We start from the raw sequence: 16596 nt of genomic DNA on the forward strand, positions 1-16596 counted from the left end.
CCACTTCCAGGCAGCTCTCTCGCGGACTAATACCCTGGGACTGCTTTGATTTGGTCCTAACACATGGCCTAGTTCATGTAGCGCGACCGCATAACTCAACACCGATCTGATAGGTGTGATATAAATTTCTTCGCTTACTCGCATCGAGTACGAGCGGGTCAGCCTATTCAAACTACGATGAATAACGATCTGATTTTCATCGGCAATCAATTGGACGTGTTTATCCATTTCACCTGCAGTTAAAGACATATGAAGCGACCTCTTTATGTGCTGATCGCCTCGCCGACAAGTTTTACCGCGGCTGGCGAAGCAAAGGCTGGGCTACCGCTTTTTCCTCCCTTTTCGAAGCGTGGCTGGCGGCTTCTCGTTTGCTTTTGGGACGGCCAGAAGATCAGCGACGGGCACATCCAAGGCAGCCGCTAATCTCTCCAAGGTCTCGGCGGTCGGATTTTCGACCCCACGCTCGATTCGTCCGACGTAGGACCTGTCCACGCCGGCATCGACAGCCAGCGCTTCCTGCGACAGGCCGCGCTTAACCCGCAGTTTTCGAACATTCCAGGCCACGAGCGCTGTCGCTTTCATAAGCGAAACAAACGACTTGGCGGCCCATTAAAACACGCACTATAATGTCCCTATTAGAGATTTGGGGCTGTTGTGCGCATTCGCATTCATCGTGGGACGAAAGAGATCGGCGGGACCTGTGTCGAGCTAGCGGCCGACGGTGGCCGAATTCTACTGGACCTGGGATTGCCGCTGGACGGCGATGCGGACGAGGTCAGCGTCCATCCGACAGTAGACGGACTCGCAGGCGGCGGGGATTTGCTGGCTCTGGTTCTGTCCCATGGTCACGTCGACCACTGGGGGCTGGCCCATCTCGCCGGACCTGATCTCCCCGTTGCGCTAGGCGCTGCAACTCACCGCATTCTGAAGGCCGCAGCCCCGTTTGTGCCCAGACCCTATGTGCCGGCGAGACCGCTCGAGTTCACAAGTGGTACGTCGCTGGAGTTTGGTCCGTTTCGGGTAACGCCGCATCTGGTCGATCATTCCGCGTATGATGCTTATGCCCTTGAGGTGGAAGCTGACGGCAAGCGCCTGTTCTATTCCGGCGATATCCGGGCACATGGCCGCAAGGCTGCTCTATTTGAGCGACTCATCGCCCATCCTCCTCGTCCAATCGACGTGATGCTGATGGAAGGGTCGAGCTTCGGTCGCCTGAGCCCCGATCACGTCTTCCCAACCGAGGCCGAAGTCGAGCAGCGCCTGGTCGATGTGTTTCTGGCAACGGACGGTCTGGCGCTAGTCGCAGCCTCGGCGCAAAATATCGATCGCATGGTCAGCCTCTATCGGGCCTGCAAGCGTACCGGCAGAACGCTGATCATCGATCTCTATGCCGCCGAGATTCTTCGCGCCACAGAGAACGCCAATATCCCTCAGTCAGACTGGCCGCATGTTGCGGTGTACGTGCCGCAGTATCAGCGCATCCAGATCAAGCGCAGCGGCCGCTTCGACCTTCTAGATCCTCACAAGACCAACCGTGTTTTCGTGGAGCGGCTTGAGGACCTGGCGCCTCGGGCGGCGATGCTCTTCCGACCAGCAATGCTGCGCGATCTCGATCATGCCGGCTGCCTGTCCGGCGCACGCGCCATCTGGTCGCAATGGGACGGCTATCTCAAACAGGAGCGCGGCCTCGCCCTCCTCGCCGAGCTCGAAGCACGGGGCATCCCGCTCGATCACGCCCATACCTCCGGCCACGCCAGCATCCCCGATCTGAAGCGCCTCGCTGAAGCGATTCGGCCGAAGATGCTGGTGCCGATCCATACCTATGAGCCGGAGCAGTTTCCAGCGCATTTCCAGGCCGTCAGTCTCAAGAATGATGGCGAATGGTGGGACGTTGCAACATGACCATCCAGCAGACGCCCTCAAGCCACGGCGTGAGTGGCGCTTTCCTCGATGCGCTCGACAATCTCGCTCAGAAGCCATCGTGGTGGCACAACGTCCTATTGCGGGACGATGTGTTCATCGCAGTGCGAGCAAACTCACTCAATGTCTACCACCGGGGTGCCTCGATCTTCCGGATCGACGATGGCGGAGGCGGTCGGATAATTCCGTGGACACACACCAAGTACCTGATCCGTCAGCAGCAGGTATTGGCACAACTTCACGATGACGGGCATTTTGAACCTTCCGATATCGGTTGGTCACAATACGCTGGCCCATCGACACTCTCCGACATGATCCGCTCAGCCACCGATCTCGCTGGAGCTGAAAAGAGCGGATTGCATCCGCTGATAGTCGGCAGCTCAAAGGTCATCGACGTCGAGCTGTCACTGCTTCGGGCAAGCTCGACCCTCGACGAGAGTCTGCCTGACGCAGACGTGCAATCATCCGACACCACGTCCATCGATCGGGCCCAGGATCGATTGGATGTCGTCACGGTCGAGAACCGTGGCGGCAAGCCATTCATCGTTTTCCATGAAGCAAAGCATTTCAGCAATCCTGCCTTGAGGGCCAAAGGTGAGCCTGCCGTTCTGGCTCAGATCGTGCGTTACCAGGCAACGCTCAGGCAGCATGATGCAACACTGCGACAGCGCTACGTCGCTGTCTGTCAGGCGCTGGTCCGTCTCCGCACCATGCGAACTGCGGCCCGCACTGCCCTCCCCGCAAACAGACCGCTACTCGAACCTGATCCCCTGATCGCCGCCATCGCCTCAGGTCAGGCCCAGGCCGAGATTGACCCTGATCCGCGGCTGATTGTGTTCGGTTTCGACGGCGATCAACGCGACGGGCGGTGGGAACGGGACGCCAAGCGTCTGCGGGATCATCAGCCATCCCTCAAGATCCGGGCGATCGGAAACACCCGATCGGCGCGTGAATTTTTCTGATGTCGCGGTACTCGTGCCCTGAAATGCGGCTTTCGGGAGACACTCGACCTTTCTTTGCAAAACCCCGCAATTCCTCGGGGCCTCATTTGAATCTAGGGGGCACGGGCTGTCCGTGCCTTTAATCTGGGATTCTGCATGAAGGTTATTGCCTATTACCGCGTCCGACCGAACGAGCCCGTGCACTCTGATATTGCATTGCAAGAACAACGTGAAGCCGTCAAAACTTGGATCGAGGGCCATCAGGCGGCTGTCCAGGCCGAATACGTCGAGCCCGAGACTGACGGCTTCGCGCGCCCGCAATTGCGACAAGCCATGGAGGACTGCAAACAGTCCGGCGCCACCCTGCTGATCGCCCGTACTGAGGCCATCGGCAGCGGCGCAGAATTCTCTCCGCGAATTTGGAGTATTTCGGTTGCGTTCGCGCCGGAGTCATCGCGCGAGCGCGGCTACATCGCTCTTGCTCCGGAGAAAGCTCCACCCGACCTCACCTTGTATTTTCCGGACTTCCGCAGCCTGAAGACCATGCCGGTGTATCTGTGCAATGGGACAGACGAGCCCATTCACAATATCGCTGTCAGGACGATCGGCCTGACCTCGAAATTCACAACGCCAAATCCGACCACCCCTGACGGGAGTGGCTCCGCGTCTGAGCAGCCCCTATCGACGACACCGACCGCATTTTCGATTGACCGGCTGGATGCGCGACGTGCCGCTGTGATCGATCGTTACGATCCGATGTTTGACAGCGATTTCATCACTGCTTTCGAGATCACGTTCCTCGATAAGCAGGAACAGACGCAACGGCTAACAGCATTCCTCAATGCCGCGCCTCTATCGTCGGCTTACATCGCCCTGAAGAAATAACCGCTAGCCCGACAAAGCCTCGACGCGCGCCTTTCAACGGCGGCGGCGAACGATGCCCCATGCCCCCTGATCGTTTCGAAACTCCCGCAGAGAAAGAGCTACCCATGACAATGTCGTTTTCAAAATCGAACCTTATGACCGGTATTGCTTTCGCGGCCCTGTTCGGAGGCGTCATCATTATCCTGCGCCTTGCAACAGGCGGATATGGTGGCCCCACCAGCATTCCCGAATGCAACAGCAACACCACCCGCGACATGCTGCAGGATGCCTTCAAGAATTCGCCTCAAGCCGCGCTCGGCCTGAAGCTGCTCAAGATCGGCGAAATGTCCGTTGTTGGGAAGGACCTGCTCGACGAGAACAACGAGGTCCGCCACCGCGTTTGCGTCGCCGACATCTTTACGAACCTTGGGCGGAAGCCGGTGTACTTCAACATGTCCTGGGCCGACGCCAAAAAGACGCAGGTCTATCTCGAAGCACCCATGCTGCCGTTCTGACGGCAATCAGGAGGCTTTCAACGCCCGTATGGAGACCGCTCCGGTCGCATCCCCCTGATCGCCACTACCGCCGGCGCAGGGGTTTGCCGCGTGGACGGAGCGGATTGTCGCCCTTTGCCACGGGCCAAGGTCGCCGAGAAAGCGCGCGCTCGATACGAGCATCCATCCCGCCGGTGCCCATCACCACAGGGTTGGCCATGGGACTTTCAGCGACCCAGGCGAGATACTGCGTCAGCGCGTCCACCTGATCGTTGTGCTTTCCGAATGGGAAACGCATCAGCTCACTTTCGAGTTCAACCGTCCAGGGTTGATTCTTTTTGATCAGAACCCGGTGTTGCGCGAAAACGTGGAGTTGGCTTTCAAGCCGCTCTTCCTTGCCGCGTCCACCGGTCGGGCGAAGTTCGGCATGATGACCACGCTCGAACAGCATGCTGTAAAGGCCGCTTCCTGAGCTGGCATCCTCAATCAGGATTTTTGCCGGTTTGTAGGCCGTAATCAGTTCGAGAGCGGCATCGCGCATCTGAACGGGGTCGAGACGCGAGCGCAGCACGTCGATGACATAGTGACGCCGGATATCGCGGGCGATCACGAGACACACCGTGTAGCTATTGTCCGATCCGGTTTTGACGGCCGTGTCCCAGCTCAGCGTAATCCGCCGCGCGTCCGGCGGCAGGTCATCAAAATGCTTGATCTGGCCCGGCCGGATCAGCTCACCTAGTGCCGCTGACGGGTTCTGCTGATACTGGGCAGCAAAGATCGACTCGCCAACCTCTTCCCGCTTCCGCTTGACGACCTCGGCAGGCCACTGATTTGTCAGCAGCGGCTCGCCGGTCTTTCGATCCCAGGTCGAGTTGCCGAAGGAATAAACCGCGTCTTCCTCGGCCACCAGAGCCAGGCAGACGTGCTTCCAGCCGCCCTTCTGAAGCAGACTGCCGGACAGATCGTCCTCATGCATGCGCTGGCCGACCACGATCATGGCGCCTCTGATTTGGTCGTCGAGGCGCGACGCGATCATCGTGTCAAAGTTTTCGTTGACGTTCTGACGTTCCTTTTCCGACTTGACGTGATGGGCCGAGATCGGGTCATCGATAATGATGATGTCGAAACCACGGCCCGTGATGCCGGTCTCGAACGATGCCGCATAGCGGCCACCGCCCTCGACGGTGACAAAGTCCATGGCCTTGCGGCCGTTGTCACGGAGTTGAAAGCTCGGAAAAACCCGCTGGTAGAAATCCGAGTTGATCAGCTGCAGCGTTTTGGATGCCAGATCTGAGGCCAAGGCCTGGCTATGAGAAATCACCGCAATGCGCAGCTTCGGATTGCGACCGAGAAGCCAAGCAACGAACACGATGGACGTCAGCACGGACTTCAGGTGACGTGGCGGCAGATTGATAATGAGCCGGGTGTCACGGCCTTCAGCAACCCCCGTAAGCTCGCTGACCAAATATTCCAGATAGGGCGCGACCTCGAGCGCCCAGCGGTTATCAACGATCGGAAAGGCGCCCTCCAGAAACGCCTGAAGGTCGTTCTTCATGACCGCACGAAAGATTTGAAGATCAGAACGCATAGGTCCTACTTTCAGAAACGAGCGGCCGGCGCCGATCGGCGCCGGCCGAAATGATCCGCATTTCCTATTCGGCCAGACGCCGCGCGAGAAAGCGCTCGAGGATCGCTTGGTCGTCGGATGTCAGCGCCGGCACCTGCTCTGCCACAGCTTCAGCCTCGAACAACCGACCGACCAGCGTCAAGACAACGTTGGCCGCGCGAGCGTCGCCCTTCAGTGCTTTGGCGACAAGCGCCTTCAGCATGGCGCGCTGCTTGGAGACCTTGAGGCTGCGCTCGCCCTCCCGAATCCGGATCTTTTCCGAAAGCTCACTGCGCAGATCCGTCTTCAGATTGACGCTGCCCCTCGGACGCCCGTTCGGATTGCCGGACTGCCCTGGCTTGAAGCGAGTTTTTGTGGGCGGCTTACGATATCCGATCTTTTCTTCTTCTGACTCAGACATCGTCCGCCTCCGTCGTGGTGGCAGCGATGCCAAACGAGTTCATACTGGCCACGCCGCCGTCGGCGGCGTTGTCAGTCGATGATTCCGAAGCGGCGACATCTGTCGATGCGGCGTCGCTAGCGGCCACCGAGACAGCGCGCTGATAGATCTCGTCGAAGGTCTCACCGGTGACGGCATGGACGGCGTCTTTGCCGGTGCGCTTCTGCCAACGGCGGATCGCGGCATCGACATAGATCGGATCAAGCTCAACGCCGATGCAGACGCGACCGGTTTCTTCCGCCGCGATCAGCGTCGATCCCGACCCCAAAAAGGAGTCGAAAACAATTTCGCCGCGGCGCGTCACGTCACGCAGGGCGTCAGCGATCATCGCAACCGGCTTCACCGTGGGGTGAGTACGCAGGAGGCTCATCCGATCCTTGCCAAAGACGTTGACGCTACGATATTGCCAGACATTCGAGCGGTTGCGGCCATGTGCCCCAAGGCCGAAATGATTCTGATGCGGGCCTTCACCGTGCTTGAACACGTAAACCAGTTCATGTTGAGAACGGTAGAACGAGCCCATACCTGGGCTCGATTTCACGAATATACAAAGGTTTTTCTGCTGAAGGCCGTTCTGCGCGGCAGCCTCGCACAGCTCGCCGCCGTGTCGCCAATCCATGCAGAGATAAAGAATAGCGCCGTCAACAAGGAACGGCTTGATCGCCGCGACCGCCGCGCTCAGGAAGGCGACAAACTCTTCGCGAGTCATCTCTCCCGCGGCCATCGCGAAGTCTCGGTGTCGCGTCTTGCCGAGGCCCGACACAAAGCCGTCGATCGGGACGTTGTAGGGCGGATCGCTGAACACGCACGCGACCGTCTTGCTGGCCACGAGGCTGCGGATGAAAGTTGCATCGCGCGCGTCCCCGCAACCGACCTTATGGTCGCCAAGACAGAAAACGTCGCCGAGCTTTGCAGCCGACGGTCCAGCCGCCGGCACGAGGTCATCAAGCGCTTCTTCCTCAACGGTATTGGCCGTCGGTGCATCGATCGACAGCGCCATGTCGATCTCCACCGTCTCAAAGCCGCTCAGATCGAGATCGAAGCCGACGTTGATCAAGTATGCGAATTCATCGCGCAACTTTGCATCGTCCCAGACTGTATCCTGAGCAACCCGGTTCAACGCCAGACGGAGGGCACGGATCTCGGCTTCCGTGCGGTTTTCAACGGTCACAACAGCGATCTCATCATGACCGAGGTCACGAAGCGTCTCATAGACCGCGTGACCGTCCACGATCTCGTTGTTAACGTCGATGATGATCGGCGCGACCTGGCCGAATTTTTGAAGGAGGTTTTTGAGTTTACGGCGCTGACTGGCGCTGTGTTGGCGGGCAGAATGGGCCGAAGGCATCACCGCCGCCATTGAGAGATATTGAATTTGCAGAGAATTTTTCATGTTGAGGTCCATTATTCGACCTCAATCGCGGCACATCCGACGAGCAATTTACGGGAACGGGACCGGTCAGCACCCAGCGATCCACGCCCATCTGCCCGCCAAGCTTGATCCCCGCGATCGAGGTCATGCTGACCTCAATGAATCCGTATTAGGTGATTATCACTTCGGGCCCGGGTCCGGAGCGTTTGGAGGTGAGCCGAACGATCTGCATACACCCCAGAACGCAAGTTGACGCATATAGGTCTCGGATTGGTTCAACGCAAATAGTCACAACAGCAAGACCAAAGCACGCCTGAAGGTGCTGAAGGTGCAGTTCTTGATTTTGCTCTGCAGGAAACTACATACCCGTTTCTGCAGCAACATCTGCAGTTCGGTTTGTCGTACGCCTGCCAGCACCTGTGGCTTTGGTCGTGCGCCGGCCGCTCGCCTCGTGGAGTCACGACCTATGAGCCGATGCCGACGCACAGAGACCCCGCCTAGCTGAACAGCTGAACGTCCAAATTGGTCGTGATCTCCCCCAACGCCTGGCAACGGGCGAACGATCAATTATGGCCAAAACAGGAGGTTCAGCCATGCCATCTAACGTCCACAAACCATCATTGCCAGCTCTTACGACAAAGCTCGTCTGCTTCAACAGCACACTTAAATTCCCCAAGGCTGCGCAGCGTTACACGCACGTCCAACGGCAGCAGCTTCAGACTCCTGGCTATTGGATGCCGACCGTTCTGATTGACGAGCGCAGTCTCGTGCTCGCAAATTTTGCAGGCGTGCTTAAGGCCAACCGTTCCGTGTTTGGCAAGGAGATGATCCTTATCCGCGAAAGCGACCTCAGCCAAACCGAAGCGCGCAAGTTCGTGCGGGCCCTTACGACGCTCGCACGGAAGAACAAGTGGGGGCAGGATGTCCTCGACATCGAACTTCAGTATCTGCGCAAGCTGATCTGATTTCATTTCCTTACACCGAACAAAACGGCGGCCTATCGGCCGCCGTTTTCGTTTATCAGCATGCGATAGCGGCGATCACGGATCGGGACGACACCGTTGGCCCAAAGGCGGGAAAGACAAAGCGGCCGGTTGAATATCCGATACTGGTAACGATCCAAAGATGATCAGACGAGCTCGAAAAGAGCCATAAGATTGCTCGCAATTCCGCTCGACTTCGGCGGAAAACGGAGCATGTGTGGTGGTCTAAAAGGAACCTCCCATGACCGAAATCCCAGAAAAGCACGTCGTCGCAGCGCTCATATCGGAAGTCCGGGCCAAGCTGGAAGAAGCCCATAGCATCGCGCAAGCTGCCGAAATCTGCGCCCGCGCTGGCAATGTAAGCCGCGCGGTGCAGATTCTAGCGGATTTTGAGGGACTCGGGCACGAGGCACAGGACCTGTTCAGGGCGGCTCTTGCGATCAAGCGCAGCCTGCTTGCCGAGACCATCTAGTTCTGGCCGGGCCGGCGTCGGCTCCTCCCCGCCCCGCATTGCGGTCGGCGGGTTGGGTCAGTGCAACGCTGATGTTGCACTCGTCCCGAAGGAGCCCCCATGAACATCCAGAAACTCAAGAAGACCAAAGCCGGTGCAAAAAGAAAACCGATCGTAGCGGCACGTCGTCCATCGAGGGTTGTAAAAGAAGCTCGTTCGCCGAAGGCAAAGCGCCCACGAGCGCAAAATGCCGTTAAGCCATTAACAACGCGCACCCGCGAAACTATTGCCCAGTCGCCGCCCCCAGCGAAAGGGCCCTCCTCCCAAACCTCGGTCCCGCAACCCGTCCGAGAGTCTTCCAAGCTGACTACGGTGCTCGCGATGCTTCGTGCGCCGGGCGGCACGACCATTGCCGACATTATGAAGGCGACCGGCTGGCAGCAGCATTCGGTTCGGGGTTTCTTTGCCGGAGTCGTCCGCAAGAAGCTGAAGCTCGACCTGACCTCCGACAAGGCTGATGGTGAGCGTCGTTACCGGATCGGTGAGCCTTCGGGGTCCAAGTGATGGACGCCCGCCCGACAGTGAACGGGCGGTCGGTTGATCCGGACGTAGAGACCAAGCTTGATAAGCTCGGCTCACTGCCGATCGCCGCCTTGCGGGTCTGGTACCGCGAATTGTTTCGGTCCGAACCGCCTTCGGCGTTCGGGCCGGACCTGCTGCGGCGGAGTATTGCCCAGCAGATTCAGGAGAAAGCCTATGGCGGTCTTTCCCGAGAGGCAAAGAAGCTACTCGGACACCTAGTCCGATCGATGGCTTCCGGAAAGACGGGGCGTCTTGAAGTACCACAGCGGATCAAAGCCGGCTCCGAGCTGGTGCGGGTTTGGAACGACCAGACTCACAAGGTCACGGTGTTAGCCAAGGGCTTCGGCTACCAAGGCGAGGTCTTCACCAGCCTCTCGGAGATCGCCAACAGGATTACCGGTACGCGATGGAACGGTCCGAAGTTCTTTGGGCTGCGGACGACGAAGAATGAGATCGGCAAGACGGCCCCGGTATCCGTCTCGAAGCGAGGGCAACATGGCCGCAAATAATATCAAACCGGTTCGCTGTGCTATCTACACGCGTAAATCCACCGAGCATGGACTTGAGCTGGAGTTCAATTCTCTCGATGCCCAGCGTGAGGCCTGTGAGGCTTATATCAAGAGTCAGGCTTCGCAAGGCTGGCGCGTGCTGCCCCAGCAATATGATGATCCTGCGTATTCAGGCGGCAACCTCGACCGCCCTGCTCTGAAGCAGCTTCTGGCCGATATCGAGTTCGGCCTGATCGATGTGATCGTGGTCTACAAGATCGATCGCCTGACCCGATCACTCGCCGACTTCGCCAAGCTGGTCGAGACCTTCGACCGGAAATCCATTTCTTTCGTGGCTGTAACCCAGCAGTTCAACACCACGTCGTCCATGGGGCGATTGACCCTGAACGTGCTGCTGTCATTCGCCCAGTTCGAGCGGGAGCTGGCGTCGGAACGCGTTCGGGACAAGGTCGCCGCCTCCCGCCGCAAAGGCAAATGGACCGGCGGCACCGTTCCACTCGGCTATGAGGCTAAGAACAAGAAACTCATCATCAACCCGAAAGAAGCCGACACTGTCCGCACCATCTTCAAGCAGTATCTGGAGCTGAAATCCTTCAGTTCACTGGTCCAAGATCTCGATCGGCGCGGGATCGTTACTAAACGGCGTGACACCAAAGTGCCGAAGTATCGGGGCGGCATCCCTTTCACCTATGGCCCCCTCGCCCACGTCCTGAAAAACCGCACCTACCTTGGCGAGGTACATCATGGCGGCAAATGGTATCCCGCCGAACACAAGCCAATCCTGGATGGCAAGATCTTCGACCAGGTACAGGCACTTCTCGCCGAGAACCGCGTGACCACCCAAACCCGTCAATCAACCAGCGGAGCCCTTCTCGCCGGCAAACTCCGTGATGATCGCGGCAACCGCATGAGCCCAAGTTTTACGGTCAAGAACGGCATTCGATACCGGTTTTATGTCTCACGCGCTATTCAGCGTGGAAGGAAAAAGCAGGCCGGTTCGGTCGCTCGTCTTCCGGCGCAGTTGATCGAAGACATTCTCACCAACGCCATGCGCGAGCGCCTCGCGCTCGACGTGCACACGCCTGATGATCAGCTCAAAAGCCAGGTCATCGATTCAGTCACAGAGGTCGTCGTTTACCCTAAGAAGATCACGATCAGCCTGCAGCAGGATAATTCGGAAGTCATCGATATCCCATGGCAAGCACCGATCAAGAATGCTCCCGCTCCGGCACCGCCATCAGCTAATACCGATCGGCCAGATCCAAAACTTCTGCAGGCGATCGTCCGGGCTCATGCCTGGCTGCGGGATCTGCAGTCGGGGAAGTTTGACAGCGTCGAAGCGCTGGCCGCTTCAGTGAAGCTACATCCGAAAGTGGTTCGGCAGGAGCTGCGCTATGCGTTTCTGGCGCCGTCTATTACGGAGGCGATTTTGACGGGCGACCAACCGCCGACACTTTCACTCGCCCGAATCCCAAAGACCCTTCCCCTGACCTGGTCCGGACAACGCGCGCTGGGGTTCTGATCGGATACGCACATCCGATGCTATGGAATATTCCCTCGGCCGTGCTCACTTTGTGCCTCGTTGTGCGCCATGAAAGACAGCGGAAAGAAGCGCATATGCATTCGGGTGACTACGGCTTACGACGTTGCGGTGCTTGCCTGGAGGACAAACCGGCGGTGAATCATCTGACCAAAAACATGGATACACTTGAAGCCGCTCGTGGAGAACGACTCAAAAGTCCTACGCTGCGGCCGGACGAAACAAGGCACCTCATCGTCGCTCCCCTCATTGAAGATGGCATAGCGTTGGAGGTGAGAAAGCCCAGACGCATCGACTTCAAGATGATATGGCGGAACGGTAGGTTTGGCGTCGGGCGATTCTGTCTACTTGCATACAGAAACGGTGCGGCTGTTTTAGCCCTACGACCAGAATAACTTTTAATTTTGTCTGCAACGCAGATAACCCACGGCATGTCAAATAAGCTGATCCAATGAACTTGCGGCAAGATATTCGAGAATACGTGCTGGCAAATTTGCCGCACGACCCGGCGCATACCGCCGAACTTGAGAAAGAAACGGCCGAGTCCCTTCTTATCATCTACAGCAACTGGCGGGCACGCCTCGTCCCGGCGGTGCCGCGTCGTGTGCATCGTTCGAAGGCGTTGAGCGCGAGCCCGCTTTCATCGGATCAGCGATACAGAGCCGGCCTGGCCGAAATCGCGGCGAAGCTGGAGAACGGGCAGGATTTGACACCGTATCTGAGCCGCGGCATTCGCCATGGATACGTCCCTCACCGGCCTGGCGGCAGACGGGAGGATCTCGATCTGCTGCTGAACGACTGGGGCGTGCATCACCTTCACCTGTCGACGGCGACCCGGACGAATGGCTTTGTCGCGCGTACGAAACATCTGCTCTTTGCGGTTATTCGCCCGCAGGACGCTTACCTCATCGACATCATCGGACACGGTGGGTGGACGCGCGAGTCGGTGGTCGAGATCATGGTGCGGGAATGGCCGCACGCCAACTTGGCCTTGGAAATGAAGGGCATCATCTCGCCCGAAGAGCGCTTGTCGGAGACCCAGCGCAAAAGTCTGCGTGACAAGCACGTCAACGCTTCTTTTGAGATCGATGGCAAAACCTACATGGCCGCAGGTGGCCTCACCTCCGCAGGCACATCCTTTTTGAGCACGATAGGGGTACAGCGCCTCTTACGCACCCTGGACGCGTTCGAGCAGATGCTGAAGGACAATCCGGACTGCTTACGGGAAGCGGCAACAAAACAGGACCTGATACTGTCTAGCCAGCGGGACCTCCACTTCGCATTTTTCCCGGAAGGTGGTTATGGCGTTGTGGACGCGAAAACCGGCATACATTTCCAGATCGGCTATTAAGCGCATCTGTTGCGTTATCTGAAAAACCACCGACATGCCCATATGACCGGCGGCGCCATCAGAACAGCAATTGCGGCAAAAACGAATCCGGCCGCGACATTGAAGAGGCCGAATTTCCTGGCTGCGATGCGCGCGTTGACCGATATCTGGACGCAGAGGTCATCAAGGTAGCGCTCGGTCACGCTATGCCCGTCTCCCGGCTTGTAGCGCTCGATGACTCGGTCATGAAATTGGCTAACGGGAATGGCGGCGATATGGCCCCAATAGAGCAGGCTTTTAGCATCGCCTTCCGGCTCATAGAACCGGGCGAGAACCTGCGGCACAAATGACAATATGCAGACTAGGCCTCCGACGCCGAAAAGCGGCAGCGAGAGACTGAAGGCCACGTTGTACCCAAGGGGTAACGTGGCCTGACCGGTGAGCAGGTTGATGGCGCCTATGATCCAAGCCGATGAGAAGGTGAGCAGAGCAGCATTTTTGGTTTCCGCGAATTTGACGAAATCGATCGTACGGGTGAGCTGGCTGGAAAGTATTTTTTCAAAGGCCTCTTCCTGGTCGTCACGCATCTCTATTCCTGTTGGTCCGTGAGAGAATAACTGGTGCTCCTGCCGCCAGCGGAGTCCTTTCTGAGGACTTGAAGGTCAATCAGCTCTTCAATATCGCGCGAGGCGGTGGCTTGCGAAACCTTGGCGATCTTGGCCCACTTCGATGATGTCAGCTTGCCTTCCAAGCCATCGAGCAGGCGGTTGAGAACCTTGCGCTGGCGTTCGTTGAGCGCAAGATCCGCGCACTTTTCCCAGAAATCGGCTTTGCGCAGCACGCTGCTGAGGATGTGATTTGCACCGTCAAACGCGCTGTCAAGGCAATCCAGAAACCACTCCAGCCAGTTCGTTATATCGAGCGAGCCTTTCTGGGTACGCTCGAGAACGGCGTAGTACTCGTTTCGCTCGCGTCGAATCTGAGCCGACATGCTGTAAAATCGCTGCGGGCTGTTTTCCGAGCGCGCGAGCGCCATGTCTGCGATTGCGCGCGCGATGCGCCCGTTGCCGTCTTCAAACGGGTGGATGGTGACAAACCAGAGATGTGCTATCGCGGCCCGCAGCACCGGATCGGTTTTGTCGGTGATGCCGTTAAACCAGATGAGGAAACGCTGCATTTCAATTTTCAGACGGTCTGCGGACGGAGCTTCGAAGTGCACGACTTCGCGGCCGGCCGCACCCGAGACAACCTGCATGGGTCCGACCTCCGAGCGTCGCCATCCGCCAACCTTGATCTTTAGCATTCCGCTGCGGCCCGTCGGAAAGAGCGCCGCGTGCCAATCGAACAGGCGGTCTGCGGTCAGTGGATCGGTGAACTTCTCCGTCGCATCGAGCATGATCTCAACAATGCCCTCGACGCTCCGGTCGTGGCTGATCAGACCTGCGGTTTCAAGGCCGAGACGCTGGGCGATCGACGATCGGACCTGCTCCCGGCTCAGGATTTCTCCTTCGATCTCGCTGGACTTGACGACTTCTTCCGTGAGCGATTCAAGCGAGGCTTCTGCGCGAAGGGTGAAGCCGAGCCGGTCCATTTGCCCAAGCAGGCGTCCCTGCTTGTGCCTGACGGCCGCCAACTGGTCACTGATCCGCTGAACGTTCCAGTTGAATCTGGGCCAGTCGGCAAGGGTGTGAATATAAGCCATAATCTCTGCGTCGTTTGATGAGATTATGGGTCCTAATCTCGTCAATCGCAAGCCTATCTCATCAAGGAATGACGAGATCAGCCCGAATATTCTTGTCACGCTCAGAAAAATAGGGGATATCGCGGAAAAGTTCGCTTGGCGGCTGTTGATTCAGTTCCCGATATGTTCTACCATCCCGCCCGACCAAAAACCGGGTTCCCGAAGCGGAACCTCAATATTACTATCGCCGGTTGAGCGGCTACGGCCCCTTCCGGTGCATGGCGCCATCATTTCGAAGGAGACCCCATGGCGGGCCGGAATTGGAATAAGGATCGGGCGACCAAGCGGATCGACGGCAAGATCGACGGGCTTCCGTTGAAGGACATCGAAATCAAGGACTACGTCCGCGATACCGACCTCACCAACCTGTCTGGGACGGTCGCCTATCGTGTGGATGGCGCGCATCTCTACGCGGACATCCTGAACCTGGCGGATATGCTCGCCGTCACCGACACCGAGGGCGAGACCTGCCACAAGCGCACGCTTCGCTTCCTCAATCTTCATTATCGTGCTGTCCACCGCATCATTTCGCGCGTGGACGCCCTCCTCGTCGACTTTCATAATCAGCGCCTGCATTCGGTCGTTGCGAAGCCTTACGACAATGAGGCGAAGCGCGTGCACCGTGCGGTGGCAATCGGCCAGCTGATTATCGATGTGCTCGCGCAGACCGGCGAAGACGCGGACCACCCCGCAGCAAAGATGCGGGTCGGTATCGACACGGGGAAAGCGCTGGCGGTCAACAACGGGCGTCGCGGTCACCGTGAACCGCTTTTCCTCGGCGAGCCCGCAAACTATGCCGCCAAACGTTCCGGCGGCGGCAAATCGACCGGCATCTACCTCACCAACACCGCGCGCAAGGCCATCGGCCTTGCTGACGCGAGAAATGTCGACACGACAGCCCTGACGACGTCAGAAATCGAAACGAGCCAGAAAGAAGCCAAGCTCGACGTGACTGCTGACGAAATCGTAAAGGAGTGGAAAGAGGACCTGAAGAATAACCCGATCGCGGCATTCGAGTTCTCGGGTCACACCCCGCCGTATGCGTCGCTGGATATCGAAGCCTTGTCGGCGAAGAATTCACGCCGCCAGGATGCCTGCACCGTTTACGGCGACATCGACGGCTTCACCAAATACGTCGGCTCGAACATCGGCACGGATACCGGCGCCAAGAATGTCTTCCGCGCGCTGCATGTCCTCAGGTCGGAACTGGATGCGGTCCTGCATGAAGACTTCAAGGGCCGCAAGGTACGCTTCATCGGGGACTGCATTCACGGATTGCTTGTCGAGGGAACAGCGCAGACCACGGACATCGAGGAAACCATCAGCAACATGACGCTCTGCGCGGCGGGCATGCGCAGCAGCTTTGATCTAGCGATCAGCCGCCTCAAGGCCAAGGGAACGGACGCAACGAGCCTTGGCCTCGCAATCGGTTTCGAGTTCGGCCCGATGAACGTCACGCGTCTCGGCATGAAGGGCGACCTGATCCGGTGCTCCGTGAGCCGCGGCGTGGTGGCAGCGGAAAAAGAACAGGCAGGCTGTAAGGGCACGGAAACGGCGATTGGCGAAGTCGCCTATTCCAAGGCGTCCAAACCGGTGCAGGATATCTTCGGCTCCGGACGTAAGCGTTCGGGATTGGATTACGACACGGCCGTCGATGAGATGTCGTCAAAGGGCGACAACGCCGCGCGCGCCGCTAAGGCGATGTCTGCCGGTTCGTTGCTGCAGCCGGCCTCGGCGGCAGCCCAGTCCTTGAACTTCCCGGACCGCAAGACAGGCCCTGCAGGCCCCGGCGGGTTCGCATAG

17 protein-coding genes are annotated in these 16596 nt (G+C 58.3%); 11 read left to right on the forward strand and 6 right to left on the reverse strand.

Annotated elements, in window-relative coordinates; all coding sequences use genetic code 11:
• Positions 1-321: 321 nt before the first annotated feature.
• A complete protein-coding gene (locus tag BN32_RS21190) occupies positions 322-582 on the reverse strand; it encodes a helix-turn-helix domain-containing protein (RefSeq protein WP_019196005.1) in 261 nt (86 codons plus the stop codon).
• A 72-nt stretch (positions 583-654) separates the two neighbouring features.
• On the opposite strand from BN32_RS21190, the gene BN32_RS21195 reads away from it, so the two are divergent.
• The 4 genes from BN32_RS21195 (at position 655) to BN32_RS21210 (ending at position 4240) form a co-directional block, all read left to right on the forward strand.
• A complete protein-coding gene (locus BN32_RS21195; RefSeq protein ID WP_019196004.1) occupies positions 655-1902 on the forward strand; it encodes an MBL fold metallo-hydrolase in 1248 nt (415 codons plus the stop codon).
• A 98-nt stretch (positions 1903-2000) separates the two neighbouring features.
• Entirely contained in the window at positions 2001-2882 is an 882-nt protein-coding gene (locus BN32_RS21200; RefSeq protein WP_244438231.1) for a hypothetical protein, read from the forward strand.
• 135 nt (positions 2883-3017) lie between these two features.
• Positions 3018-3746, forward strand: a complete 729-nt coding sequence (locus BN32_RS21205) for a recombinase family protein (RefSeq protein WP_019196002.1) — start codon at positions 3018-3020, stop codon at positions 3744-3746.
• Between the two features lie 104 nt (positions 3747-3850).
• Positions 3851-4240 carry a hypothetical protein gene (locus tag BN32_RS21210; RefSeq protein ID WP_040427162.1) on the forward strand — a complete coding sequence of 130 codons (390 nt, stop codon included), beginning with the start codon at positions 3851-3853 and terminating at the stop codon, positions 4238-4240.
• 64 nt (positions 4241-4304) lie between these two features.
• On the opposite strand, the gene BN32_RS21215 is transcribed toward BN32_RS21210, so the two are convergent.
• From BN32_RS21215 to BN32_RS21225, 3 genes are all read right to left on the reverse strand, one after another.
• Positions 4305-5807 (reverse strand): phage terminase large subunit family protein, encoded by a 1503-nt coding sequence (locus BN32_RS21215; protein WP_019196000.1) that lies wholly within the window; start codon positions 5805-5807, stop codon positions 4305-4307.
• A gap of 64 nt (positions 5808-5871) precedes the next feature.
• Positions 5872-6246 (reverse strand): DUF5681 domain-containing protein, encoded by a 375-nt coding sequence (locus BN32_RS21220; RefSeq protein WP_019195999.1) that lies wholly within the window; start codon positions 6244-6246, stop codon positions 5872-5874.
• The gene (locus tag BN32_RS21225) at positions 6239-7678 is read right to left on the reverse strand and encodes a DNA modification methylase (protein WP_244438232.1); all 1440 of its coding nucleotides are present in this window, start codon (positions 7676-7678) and stop codon (positions 6239-6241) included. The genes BN32_RS21220 and BN32_RS21225 overlap by 8 nt, the downstream gene beginning before the upstream one ends.
• A gap of 572 nt (positions 7679-8250) precedes the next feature.
• Here BN32_RS21225 and BN32_RS26980 point away from each other — a divergent pair.
• The 6 genes from BN32_RS26980 (at position 8251) to BN32_RS21255 (ending at position 13073) form a co-directional block, all read left to right on the forward strand.
• Positions 8251-8622: a hypothetical protein gene (locus tag BN32_RS26980; protein ID WP_152343663.1), complete on the forward strand. Its 372-nt coding sequence runs from the start codon at positions 8251-8253 to the stop codon at positions 8620-8622.
• Between the two features lie 259 nt (positions 8623-8881).
• Positions 8882-9112 carry a hypothetical protein gene (locus BN32_RS21235; RefSeq protein ID WP_019195996.1) on the forward strand — a complete coding sequence of 77 codons (231 nt, stop codon included), beginning with the start codon at positions 8882-8884 and terminating at the stop codon, positions 9110-9112.
• A 99-nt stretch (positions 9113-9211) separates the two neighbouring features.
• Entirely contained in the window at positions 9212-9655 is a 444-nt protein-coding gene (locus BN32_RS21240) for a DUF3489 domain-containing protein (protein ID WP_040427164.1), read from the forward strand.
• On the forward strand, positions 9655-10182 hold the full coding sequence (locus tag BN32_RS21245) for a DUF2924 domain-containing protein (protein ID WP_019195994.1): 528 nt from the start codon (positions 9655-9657) through the stop codon (positions 10180-10182). Before BN32_RS21240 ends, BN32_RS21245 begins: the two co-directional genes overlap by 1 nt.
• Positions 10169-11704, forward strand: a complete 1536-nt coding sequence (locus BN32_RS21250) for a recombinase family protein (protein ID WP_019195993.1) — start codon at positions 10169-10171, stop codon at positions 11702-11704. The genes BN32_RS21245 and BN32_RS21250 overlap by 14 nt, the downstream gene beginning before the upstream one ends.
• A gap of 469 nt (positions 11705-12173) precedes the next feature.
• The gene (locus BN32_RS21255; RefSeq protein ID WP_019195992.1) at positions 12174-13073 is read left to right on the forward strand and encodes a hypothetical protein; all 900 of its coding nucleotides are present in this window, start codon (positions 12174-12176) and stop codon (positions 13071-13073) included.
• A gap of 14 nt (positions 13074-13087) precedes the next feature.
• On the opposite strand, the gene BN32_RS21260 is transcribed toward BN32_RS21255, so the two are convergent.
• Both BN32_RS21260 and BN32_RS21265 read right to left on the reverse strand, forming a co-directional pair.
• Positions 13088-13639: a Pycsar system effector family protein gene (locus BN32_RS21260; RefSeq protein WP_019195991.1), complete on the reverse strand. Its 552-nt coding sequence runs from the start codon at positions 13637-13639 to the stop codon at positions 13088-13090.
• Between the two features lie 2 nt (positions 13640-13641).
• Entirely contained in the window at positions 13642-14754 is a 1113-nt protein-coding gene (locus BN32_RS21265) for a Fic family protein (RefSeq protein ID WP_019195990.1), read from the reverse strand.
• 285 nt (positions 14755-15039) lie between these two features.
• Between BN32_RS21265 and BN32_RS21270 the strand changes: the two genes are divergently transcribed.
• Complete coding sequence (locus BN32_RS21270) at positions 15040-16596, forward strand: adenylate/guanylate cyclase domain-containing protein (protein ID WP_019195989.1); 1557 nt, start codon at positions 15040-15042, stop codon at positions 16594-16596.

It is taken from the genome of Afipia birgiae 34632 (genome assembly GCF_000308295.2).
Lineage (GTDB): Bacteria > Pseudomonadota > Alphaproteobacteria > Rhizobiales > Xanthobacteraceae > Afipia > Afipia birgiae.